The following is an 11463-nucleotide window of genomic DNA, read 5'->3' on the forward strand; positions in this document are numbered from 1 at the left end:
GCATGAAAGTTGGCGTGATTTCCGACACCCACGGGCTGCTCCGACCCGAAGCCATCGCGGCGCTTGAGGGCTGCGAAGCCATCATCCATGCGGGTGACATCGGCAGCCAGGGCATCGTCGAGCAACTCGCCGCCATCGCCCCGTTGCACATCGTGCGCGGCAACAATGATGTAGACGCAGAATGGGCAAAACCCATCGCCGATCATCTGCGCTTCGACATCCAAGGCTGGCAAGTCCTGCTGGTCCACGACATCGCCGACGTTCCTGCGCTGCTGGATGACAATGTGAAACTGGTCGTTACCGGCCATTCCCACAAACCCCTCATCGAATGGCGCGGGAACACGCTGTACCTTAATCCGGGCAGTGCCGGAAGAAGACGATTCAAGTTGCCGGTAACGCTGGCGCTGCTTGAGATAAGTTCGGATGCGATGGAGCCGCGGCTGGTGCAGTTGCTGGACTGATCGTTGCCGTTGCGGCGCGATGTACTTCGTCCTACGCGAAACTCGTTGAATCTCGTACCGATGCTCCGCGTCCGATCTTGATTGCGCGGCGTGGCGCAGATCTGTGACACGGAGCGTCACCCACTGCATTCCTACGCTGGAGCGTAAAGAACGATAGGTTGTCTGGGCGACTATCATGCCGACGCTCCGCGTCCGATCTTGAATGCGCGTTTGCTCAGACACACGCACCAGCCAGCACATCAATGACCGCTGTGGTCACCGTGCCCGCCGTGTTCGTCAGTGGTCAGCGATTTGGCCACTGCGGTGACCTGAATCGACTCCTTCACGCCCTTGGCATCTTCAACGGTCAGGGTCAGTGGCACTTTGTCACCCTCTTTGACCTGCGCCAACAGGCCCATGAACATGACGTGGTAGCCGTTGGCATCGAACACCACTGGCTTGCCCGCCGGCAGGTCGACCGAGCTGACACGCTGCATGCTCATCACATCGCCTTTCATGCTCATCTGGTGGATCTGCACGGTTTTGGCAACAGGTGATGCAACGTCCACCAGTTTGCTGTCGGTGCTGGACGTGATGTGCATGAACGCGCCTGTGGCAGGCTGGCCCGGCACGGTGGCACGCACCCAGGCATCATCGACTTTGGTGTCGGCCAGCGCCTGAGCACTCAGGCCGAGCAGCGAAAGGGTCAGCAACAGTGGCTTTACGGCGTTACGAATCAGAGCGTTCATCAGCATACTTCCATCAAAGTGAGCAGATCTTCGGTGCATTGTTGGGCAGACAGCCTGTGCGACAGGCCCAGGCGCAGGACGCCACGGGTGTCGTAGACGTAACTGGTGGCGGTGTGGGAAATGGTATAGGTATCGCCCAGCGGGACTTTCTCGAAAAACACGCCGAACTCCTTGGCCGTCGCGACGGTTTCTTCAAGCGTACCGGACAAGGCGACGAAGGTCGGATCGAAAGCCTTCACGTAGGCGTCGATCACATCAGGCGTATCGCGCTCCGGGTCCAGAGTAATGAACACCACCTGGAGCGTCTTGCCCTCCTCGCCCATCAGCTTTCTAATCTGCGCTGCGCGCGCCAGCGCCGTCGGGCAAATGGCCGGGCATTGGGTGAATCCGAAGAAAATCATCGGCATCAGGCCGCGAAAACTCGAAAGCGTCTTGACGTTGCCTTGCGAATCCTTGAGCCGGAAGTTGCGGCCAACAATCTCGTTGCTCATGTCCTTGCCATGCTTGAACGGCAAGGCATTGGAATTGCCGCAGCCAGTCAGCAGGCCAAGGCTCAGCAACGAGAGGCCTGTGACCACCTCGCGGCGGGTCGGTCGGTACGTCATGTCTTACGTCCCCTGGAGGATAAGGCGCGTGGGTTCAGACAAATTCAAAGGTGGCGAATTTACCACTCAAGGGCGGTGGGGAATACCGACAATCCTGTATCAAACCATGAGCAGGCGCGCAAACGTCGGCCTCATGGGCTGCGATGCACGGTGCGACAAAACAGCACAGGCGGTTCGACAATCACCAAGCCTTCGCAGACGCCACAGGCACGCCTGGCATTAAATGCAAAACATTCATGTAACAGACTTATATAATTCAATACATTTATAATTAACATATAACCAAAAGGCCTTTCCCAGCCTGCTTTCATAACTCTATATTCGCCAGCAGACCGACCCTGACCTGTGGAGGTGCCCAAGACCTTTCTCAATGCTCACAAGGATCACCGTGTTATGGCCCTCCCTGCTCGCGCCATCTGCCACACCCTGCGCACCCCGTTGATCAGAGGCATGGCGCTCGTCAGCCTCGGCCTGATGAATCCGGCTCAGGCCGCCGAAAAATCCACGCAAGAGGAAGCCCGCCTGGAGAAGGTCACGGTGATCTCCACCGGGGTGCGTGGCACGCAGCGCACCGTCACCGACAGCCCGGCCCCGGTAGACATCGTGACCAGCGATCAACTGCTCAAGACCGGCCGCGCCGACCTGACCGAAGCCATCGCCAAACTGCTGCCGTCCTTCAATTACGGCACAAACGTCGCGGGCTATAACTCGACCATACGCCCGCTGTCCAACCGCAGCCTGGCACCGGCCTACACGCTGGTGCTGGTCAACGGCAAACGTCGCCACAACAGCGCCCTGCCCGCCAATGGCTCGACCGACAGCAGCGGCGCGAACTCGGTGGACATCGACATGATCCCGATCAGCGCGGTGGAGCGAATCGAGGTGCTCAAGGACAGCGCCGCTGCGCAATACGGCTCGGATGCGATTGCCGGGGTGATCAACGTGATTCTCAAATCCGGCGCCGAGGGCGGTCATCTGGGGCTGACCTACGGCAAGCTGTACAGCGGCGAAGGCGAAGTCAGCAAGTTTGAAGGCGACACTGGTTTCGAGCTGGGCGATGGCGGCTTTCTGCACCTTTCAGCCGACGCCCGCAAACGTGGTGATGCCAGCTGGAACGACAAAGCCACCAATACCGCCTACTTTCCCGGCGACCCCAGGGAAGCGACGTGGGATCGGGTCGGCGTCAAGAATGGCGACCCGCAGATCAAGGCATTCAACCTGGCCTACAACGCCGAACTGCCGCTGGATGACCAGACAACGCTGTATTCCTACGGCACCTATGGGCAGCGCGACGCCATCATCAATAACTACTTCCGCTACCCCAACGGCAACGCCAACATTCCCGAGCTGTTTGCCGACGGCTATTACCCGCTCAACAACCTGGACGACACTGACTATCAGTACCTGATCGGTGGCAAGGGCCAGGCGTTGGGCTGGAACTGGGACCTGAGCACCACTTACGGGCGCAACAACAATAATCAGTACAGCGACCTGGCCATCAACCCGTCGCTGGGACCGGCCTCCCCGACATCATTCGATGACCTGGCGACGTATCGATTCGAGCAATGGGTCAACAACCTCGACATCACCCGCGCCTTTGACGGGCTGTTTGGCGTGCCGCTGCAAGTGTCCGCCGGGCTGGAACATCGATGGGAGCGTTTTCGGACGTTCTCCGGCGACGCGCAGGCTTATCAGGTGGGCGGTTATCGCTTTCCGGCGAGCCTGCCCAACGGTCAGGCCAACCCGCTGGCCGGGCAACTGGCATCGATTGCCGCGCAGGCCGCCGCGGTCATCTCGCCGCAGGACGCCACCCGCCTGCAACGCAACAACTATGCGGCCTACGTGGATTTCGGCATCACCCCGATTGAACCGCTGTTTGTCGATCTGGCGCTACGCGCCGAGCACTTCGACGATGACTCGGGCAACACGGTCAGCGCCAAGCTCAACTCGCGCTATGAATTCACCGATACCTTCGCGGTACGCGGCACCGTCGGCACGGGCTTTCGTGCGCCCTCGCTGACCCAGACCGGCTACAGCATCTCGGATAACCGGGTCGGTGCTGCGCCGGATGGCACCATTGTGCCCGCCGTGACGCGCATCGCGCCGGTCAACTCGGCGCTGGCCCAGGCACTTGGCGCGACCACTCTGGACCCGGAAAAATCGCGCAATCTCGGCGTTGGCGTGACCTGGCAACCGGCACCGCGTACCAGCCTGACGGCAGACGCCTACTGGATCGAAATCGCCGACCGCATCGCGCGCACCGAAAGCCTGTACGGCCCGGCGCTGGCACCGACGCTCACCGCACAAGGTGTCGACACCAGCACCTGGACCTCTTATTACGCCAACGCCTTCGACACCCGAACCCGCGGCCTGGACATCGTCCTCGACCACTCCAGTCAGTACGGCGCGTGGGGCGATGTGCGCTGGAGTGCCGGGTTCAACTACAACAAGACCGTCATCACCGACGTCAAAGATGCGCCGGCAGCCTTGCAGGGCCTGGGCAGCAACCCCGGCGGCAGCCTGACCTGGGTCGGCCGCGCCCGCGAAGGCGACCTCACCGACGCACAGCCAAAAACCAAATGGGTGCTGGGCGGCAAATGGACGCTGGGCGATCTGGGTGTGAACCTGCAAACCACCCGCTACGGCAAGGTCAAGACCCTCCAGCAACTGGAAAGCGGCGACCGCAGTTTCGGAGCCAAATGGATTACCGACCTGGATGTGTCGTACACCCTCTACGACAACATCACGTTGAGCCTGGGCGGCACCAATATTTTCGACGTGCGCCCGGACAAACACGCAATCCCTTCCGCCGTCGGGCTGAATCTGTACGGCAACTCACCGTTCTATCCGGGCGGCGGCTTCTGGTACAGCAAGATTGCCTATGATTTTTAGCCTGCGGGCAGGACCACAGCCTGTTCATGGACCTGTTCGGCAGCCATTGCGCTGAAGTGCAGTGGGTTGATGCCGTAGTAGCGGCGAAACACCTTGGCGAAATGGCTGGCGCTGGAATAACCCACTGCCGCCGCCACTTCGCTGACCGCCCCCTGTTGCTTCAACAGTTGCGCCGCCCGCTCGATGCGGACTTTCTGCAGATAGCCGTAGACGCCGCTGTCGTAGCTCTGACGAAACCCCTGCTTGAGCTTTTTGGTGTTGAGTTCCACCGACTGGGCCAGTGATTCGATGGTCCAGTCCTGCTCGGGGTGCGCCTCCAGCAGCTTGCGCGCCCGCTCGACGCGCATCAGGTCACGCCCGCCCGCGTTGAGCCCGGTGAAATGCGCCAGGTCCTGAATGTGCGCAGTCAACTGGCCAAGCATTTCATAAGCCTTGCCACGCAGCAGCAAATCCCTGGCGATCCCTTCAAGCTTGCAGCCGAGCATTTCCTGGCCGATCCGTCTTACCACCTGGGGTGCCGGAAACTGTACGAGCCGCGCCGTGCGGTCCTGGGAACGGGTGTTCTCCCAAGGCCCCTGATAATCGAACAATTGACCGGCCAGATCGAGCATGCCCAATCGGTGCGCGGCAAAACTGATATTCACACCGCGCCAGCAGGTGCCAGCGGGTACGAAACCCTCGCCTCTGACCGGAACCGTCGAATGGAACAGGCAGCAGTGATCTTCACGCCAGCTCAGGGGCGAGGTGTCGGCGAAATAACGCCAACCCGAGCAGTTGGCGTGGTACGAGACGGTCAGCGACGCTTCGCAGAAAGCATCCAGATGCCGGTCTTCGTCGACCTGCCAGTCAATGAGCCGGATATCAAGCTCATCACCCACTTCATCGGTCAGAACCTTGGGCAGCTCGTAGTCAGCGCAATAATGATTGAGGCTCATCGGCATGCACTCGTTTGGGAATCAGACTCAAATGATAACACTTATCAACTAAAGTACCGATTGCGCGCATTTCGACCCTGATCGCACGCGCAATGAAACGGTTAAGTCCAGAGAATACGGCCACTCCCTTTCACCCGAGTCTTTTCATGCAACGTTCCCTACTCAGCCTGGCAATCATGCTCGCGGTTTCCCATCAGGCGCTGGCCGATAATGTAATGACCTTGCCTGACATGCAGGTAACGGCCGGCAAGCGCGTGCAGTCTCAGGACCAGACCGACCTGGCATTGTCGGTGGCAAGCCAGGCGGATCTGGAACGCGCCAATGTCTATGCCAGCGGCGACCTGGAGAGAGTATTTCCGGAACTGTTGATGCGCAACACCGGCGCAAGCGTATTCCCCAGCCTGAGCCTGCGCGGCGTTTCATCTTCTGACCCCTACAATGCGCCTGTCGGCATTTATGTCGATGGTGTGCCGCAATACCTGGGCACCTTCAATCAGCAACTGCTCAACATCGAACACATCGAACTGCTCAAAGGCCCGCAAGGCACGCTTTACGGGCGTAATGCCCACGCCGGGGCACTGAATATCCTCACCCGTCAGCCGGACAACACGCCGACCGCCACGCTGCAAAGCCGCTTCAGCAATCTGCACCAACAAGTATCGGCGACCGGCTCGACGCCGCTGGTGGACGACAAACTGTTCATACAGGGCACCGTGTATCACGACGACACCGACGGCGAGCTGACCCGCAGCGAGCATCACGGCGACAGCGACAACGGGGGCGGCAATGTCGGTCTGACCTTCAAGCCCAACGAAGACTTCAGCCTCAAGCTGGCCTATGCCCGTGATCGCCTGACCTCCTACAACGAGCAGTATCTGGCAGACGCCACGTATGAAAAGCGTCGGGCAAGTGTTCCGTTGCTGGAGTCGGTCTATGTGCGCCGCGTGGAAACCAGCAGTGCAACGCTGGACTGGAACCTCAGCGATGCGCTCAAACTGACCTCCATCACCTCTTTGCAGAACTATCGCCACGAGCGACTGTACGGCGATCTGGGTTTTCACTGGCCCGAAACCCAGCGCACCGTCAGCCAGGAACTGCGTCTTTCCACTCAGGGCGACGACCGTGCCTGGGACGCGGTAGGTGGCCTTTACTGGCAGAAGAGCCGCAGCCACTCAGAGCGCGAACCTGACAGCAGCGCCCCGCTGTTCGGCGTGTATGGCGTGGCCGACAGCCTCATCGATAGTTCCGAGAAAGCAGTGTTCGGCGAATTCACCTGGCACCTGGCACCGCGCTGGGACCTGACACTGGGCGCGCGGCACAGCGTGGAAAAAGCCGAAACCGATTACACCCAGGTCGATGCAGCCTTTACGCCAGGCTTCGTTTACAGCGGTAACGACACGTTCACCAGCACCACGCCCAAGATTGCCCTGGGCTTCCAGGCGACTCCGGACATGCGGCTGTATGCCTCGGTCAGCAAGGGCTATAAGGCCGGTGGCTACAATCGTATTGGCGCCATTACACCAGGTGCCGTGGCGTATGCGCCGGAAAAATCGCTGAACACGGAGATCGGCGTCAAATCCAGCCTGTTCGATCAGCGCCTGTGGCTCAACGCCGCGCTGTACCGCATCGATATCGACGACGTGCAGCAATTCATCGGCGCCGCCGGCACCGGCACCCAGTCGCTGAGCAACATCGGCAAGGCCCGCAGTGAAGGTGCGGAGCTGTCCATGGACTGGCATGCAGATGAGGCCACCCTGATTCGTCTGGCGGGCACCGTCAACCGCAACCGCATGCTTGACTCCGAACGCCAGGGCAACAGCCTGACCTACACGCCCGGACGCACCTTGCGCGCATCGGCCGAACACAGCTTCTACTTCGACGGCCTGCTGGGCGAGGTGCGACCCAGCGTCGGGATCAGTTACACCGGCAAGCATTATTTCGACGTCGACAACGAGGTGTCGCAGGGCGGCTATAGCCTGGTGGACGCCCGACTGGCATGGCTGCCCACACCTGATCTGGAGGTTGCGCTGTACGGCAACAACCTCGGCGACAAGGACTACCGCACCTATTCCTATCTGTCTGGCGGCGCGCAGTTCAGCCAGCCCGGACAGGGCCGGGAACTGGGGCTGAGTACCAAAATCAGCTTTTGATCTGAACAGACTCGACCAGGCTCGCGCACACGTGCATGAGCCTCATCGAGAAGCCACCGAACCCATTCATCGGCAACAACGTCGGCCGCCCTTTCGGGTGCTCGTCAGCCGCTGCATGGCGAAATGACCGGTACAGATACCCAAGGAGTGCCCAATGACGCGCAATCATGATGCTGCCGACAGGCCCACAACCCGCCCCCTCAACCATACCGGGCTGCTCAGACTGGCACCGGGCATGTTTGCCCTGGCGATCGGTTGCGCTGTGGTGTCAGCGCTGCTGAGCCTTGTACCGCTGTGGTGCATCTACAAAATCGCGCAGGTCTTGCTGAGCCCCTTGTCTGATGCACATGCGGCATTGGTCTGGGGCCTCTGGGCGTTGGCGGCGGTGCTGCTGCGCTGGCTGATCATGACCCTCAGCCATGTGAGCGCACATCTGGCAGCCTTCGAGCTGCTGCGTCAGTTGCGCAGCCGGATTGCCCGGCATTTGGGCGAAGTGCCGCTGAGCTTTTTCAGCCAGCACAGCAGTGCCGACCTGCGTCGCACAATGAGTGACGATGTCGGTGCGCTTGAAGGGTTCTTCGCTCACTCGCTGCCCGACTCTATTTCAGCCGCAATCATGCCGCCGCTGACCCTGGCGGTGCTGTTCATCATCGACTGGCGGCTGGCACTGGCCTGTATCGCCCCGTTGCCGCTGGCGTTTCTTGCACAGATGCTGATGGTGAAGGGCTCGGCCGAGCGCATGGCGCAGTGGCAAGGCATGCAGCAACGTATTTCACAAAGTTTCAGCGAGTACCTGCAAGGCATTCAGGTGGTGAAAAGCTTCGGCCTGACCAGCCTGCGCTTCGGCTCGCTGAGCAACGACATACGCGGTGCGGCAGAGTGGGTGGCCGGGTTTGCCCGCAAGAGTTCGCTGTTCTGGGTGGTGTTCTCAGGGCTGCTGAGCGCCAGCCTGATGATCGTTGCACCGTTGGGCGCCTGGTTGCTGCTCAACGGCACTGTCACGCTGGAAACCCTGCTGTTGTTTCTGCTGCTGGCACCTGCCGCCCTGATGCCCTTGTTGCGCCTGACCTACATGCTCGGCGATCAGGTGCAGCGCAATGCAGCGCTGGCGAGGATCAACAGCGTGCTGCTCAGCCCGCCGCTGAGCGACAACGCCAATGCGCAAAGCCCTGATGCCCCGCTGGACCTGTGCCTGGAAAACGTCTGCCACGGCTATGGCGAAAGACAGGCGCTGGATCACGTCAGTTTCACTGCCCAGGCAGGTCAGTTGACCGCCCTGGTCGGCCCCAGCGGTTCGGGCAAAAGTACCTTGGCGCAACTGGTCAGCCGGTTGTTCGACGCCGACAGCGGCAGCATCACCCTGGGTGGCACCGAGCTGCGCGACTGGCCACTGCAGGCGCTGCTTGATCGGGTCGCGACGGTGTTTCAGCACGTGTACCTGTTTGACGGATCGGTGCTCGACAACCTGCGCCTGGCAAGCCCCGACGCCGATCAGGCGAGTGTCGAAGCCGCAGCACGTGCCGCGTGCGCCCATGATTTTATCGAACGCCTGCCGCAGGGTTATCACACAGCCATTGGCGAAGCCGGCGCGCAACTGTCCGGCGGCGAGCGCCAGCGCCTGTCTATAGCCCGCGCCTTGCTGAAAAACGCTCCCGTGCTGATCCTCGATGAAGCCACAGCCTACGCCGACAGCGAAAACGAGGTGCTGATCCAGCAGGCGCTGGCCAATCTGTGCCGGGGCCGAACCGTCCTGATGATTGCCCATCGCCTGCACACCGTCATCGACGCACAACGCATCGTCGTCCTCGATCAGGGCCGGGTGCTCGGCATCGGCCGCCATGAGCAGTTGCTCGAAAACTGCGAGCTGTATCAACAACTCTGGCAAGACCACACCCGCATTCGCCAATGGCAACTGAGCAGTGGAGAACCCGCATGATTTCCAGTCTGATGCGCGCGGGCGAACGCCTCGCAGGGCAACGCGATCCACGCCTGAGCCAAGGCTTGCGTCTGGCAGTCCTTGAAGGCCTGTTGAGCGCCGCGCCCTACCTGTTGCTGTACTGGCTGCTGGCGAGCCTGTTCGACAATACGCTGCAGGGCTGGAGCGTAATCTGGCTGGCGCTGGGCATGCTTGCCTGTTTGATCGGGCGAATTGTCGTCGGCGCCCTCGGCACACCGCTGATATTCACCGGTGCCTACGCAATGATGGCAAATGCCCGCCTGCGCCTGGTCGATCACTTGCAGAAGCTGCCGCTCGGCTGGTTCGCGACCACCCACAGCGGAGAAGTCAGCGCTCAAGTCACCAGCGATCTGGCCATGGTCGAGCACTTGTGGTCGCACTTTCTCGGCGTGTTCGCGCTGTCGTTGGCTGAACTGACGTTTATTCTGCTTCTGCTGTTCTCGCTCGAACCCCTCCTCGCCTGCACAGTGTTGGTCACGTTGCCGCTTGCAGCGCTGGCAATCTACGTGGCAATCCGCAAAACGCTGCTGCACGCCGACCCTATGCTCGCGACCAGCAACCGCACTCAGGCAGCGCTGCAGGAATACATTCAGGGCATTGCAGTGATCCGCAGCTTCGGCCGTTTCGGCAGTGCCCTGAAGCGCTTGAATCGAGCGCTGGACGAGCAACACCGGGCCATGGTCAGTATCGAACTGAAACCGGCAGCATGGGTCGCCCTGTTCGGTCTGGTCATCGAGGCCGGTTTCATCCTCATGGTGCTGCTGGGCTGCAACCTGCTGCTCAACGGGCAGATGAGCATCCAGCACCTGATGATCTTCACCGTGCTGGCCTGGCCGCTGTATCGCAAGGCCATCGATCTGGGGTTTTCCATTCTGTTGCTGCGCTTCGGCCACCGCGCGCTGTCGCGCACCGAGCAGTTGCTCGACCAGCAACCGATGCCCGAGCCGGCGCAGCCACGCAGCCCCGAACATTTCGATATCGACCTCAAAGAGGTGTGTTTTAGCTATGCCGGACGCGAAGCGCCGGTTATCGAAGGGCTTTCGTGCCATCTGGCCGCTGGCACCCTGACTGCACTGGTCGGCCCCAGCGGCGCGGGGAAAAGCACCCTGGCGCAGCTGGTCGCCCGCCTGTGGGACATCGACAGCGGTCAGTTACAGATTGGCGGCATCGAGGCGCGAGACATCGGCAGCGATCACCTGCAAAAGCACATATCGATGGTTTTTCAGGACGTCACCCTGTTCTCCGGCACGGTGCTCGACAACCTGCTGGTCGGCAAGCCCGACGCCAGCGAGCAGGAGGTTATTCACGCTGCACGTCTGGCCCATGCTCACACGTTCATTGAGGCGCTGCCCGACGGCTATGCCACGCGCATCGGCGAAGGCGGCGGCTGGCTGTCGGGCGGTGAACGGCAACGCCTTTCCATCGCCCGTGCGCTGCTGAAAAACAGCCCGATCCTGCTGCTCGACGAAGCCACCTCAAGCGTCGATCCGTCTTCGGAAGCCGCCATTCAGCGGGGCCTTGATGCGCTGGTACGTGATCGCACGGTACTGGTCATCGCCCATCGCCTGCACAACATCCAGCACGCCGACCAGATTCTGGTCATGGATCGCGGACGCATCGTGGAACAGGGCCGCCACGATGAACTGTTGGCGCAGCAAGGGCTGTACGCCCGCTTGTGGAACCGCCAGAGCCAGGCTCGGAACTGGCACCTGCACACCTGAACCCCCTGGGCCGC

8 protein-coding genes are annotated in these 11463 nt (G+C 61.0%); 5 read left to right on the forward strand and 3 right to left on the reverse strand.

What is annotated here, in order from left to right; all coding sequences use genetic code 11:
- The first annotated feature begins 2 nt into the window (after nt 1-2).
- Entirely contained in the window at nt 3-461 is a 459-nt protein-coding gene (locus QRN38_RS13255) for a metallophosphoesterase family protein (protein WP_057418108.1), read from the forward strand.
- 239 nt (nt 462-700) lie between these two features.
- On the opposite strand, the gene QRN38_RS13260 is transcribed toward QRN38_RS13255, so the two are convergent.
- Both QRN38_RS13260 and QRN38_RS13265 read right to left on the reverse strand, forming a co-directional pair.
- Entirely contained in the window at nt 701-1195 is a 495-nt protein-coding gene (locus QRN38_RS13260; protein ID WP_161937209.1) for a copper chaperone PCu(A)C, read from the reverse strand.
- Nucleotides 1189-1794 (reverse strand): SCO family protein, encoded by a 606-nt coding sequence (locus QRN38_RS13265; protein ID WP_007245955.1) that lies wholly within the window; start codon nt 1792-1794, stop codon nt 1189-1191. Before QRN38_RS13265 ends, QRN38_RS13260 begins: the two co-directional genes overlap by 7 nt.
- 393 nt (nt 1795-2187) lie before the next feature.
- Here QRN38_RS13265 and QRN38_RS13270 point away from each other — a divergent pair, with 393 nt between their 5' ends.
- A complete protein-coding gene (locus QRN38_RS13270) occupies nt 2188-4686 on the forward strand; it encodes a TonB-dependent receptor plug domain-containing protein (RefSeq protein ID WP_057418107.1) in 2499 nt (832 codons plus the stop codon).
- Here the strand turns inward: QRN38_RS13270 and QRN38_RS13275 are convergent.
- Nucleotides 4683-5621: a helix-turn-helix transcriptional regulator gene (locus QRN38_RS13275; protein ID WP_005762820.1), complete on the reverse strand. Its 939-nt coding sequence runs from the start codon at nt 5619-5621 to the stop codon at nt 4683-4685. The genes QRN38_RS13270 and QRN38_RS13275 overlap by 4 nt on opposite strands.
- 146 nt (nt 5622-5767) lie before the next feature.
- Here QRN38_RS13275 and QRN38_RS13280 point away from each other — a divergent pair, with 146 nt between their 5' ends.
- From QRN38_RS13280 to QRN38_RS13290, 3 genes are all read left to right on the forward strand, one after another.
- Nucleotides 5768-7771, forward strand: a complete 2004-nt coding sequence (locus tag QRN38_RS13280; protein WP_057418106.1) for a TonB-dependent receptor — start codon at nt 5768-5770, stop codon at nt 7769-7771.
- Between the two features lie 154 nt (nt 7772-7925).
- Complete coding sequence (locus QRN38_RS13285) at nt 7926-9707, forward strand: ABC transporter ATP-binding protein (RefSeq protein ID WP_057418105.1); 1782 nt, start codon at nt 7926-7928, stop codon at nt 9705-9707.
- Entirely contained in the window at nt 9704-11449 is a 1746-nt protein-coding gene (locus tag QRN38_RS13290) for an ABC transporter ATP-binding protein (RefSeq protein ID WP_057418104.1), read from the forward strand. The genes QRN38_RS13285 and QRN38_RS13290 overlap by 4 nt, the downstream gene beginning before the upstream one ends.
- The last annotated feature ends 14 nt before the right edge of the window (nt 11450-11463 follow it).

Source organism: Pseudomonas sp. CFBP2511 (assembly GCF_030209255.1).
Classification (GTDB): domain Bacteria; phylum Pseudomonadota; class Gammaproteobacteria; order Pseudomonadales; family Pseudomonadaceae; genus Aquipseudomonas; species Aquipseudomonas avellanae.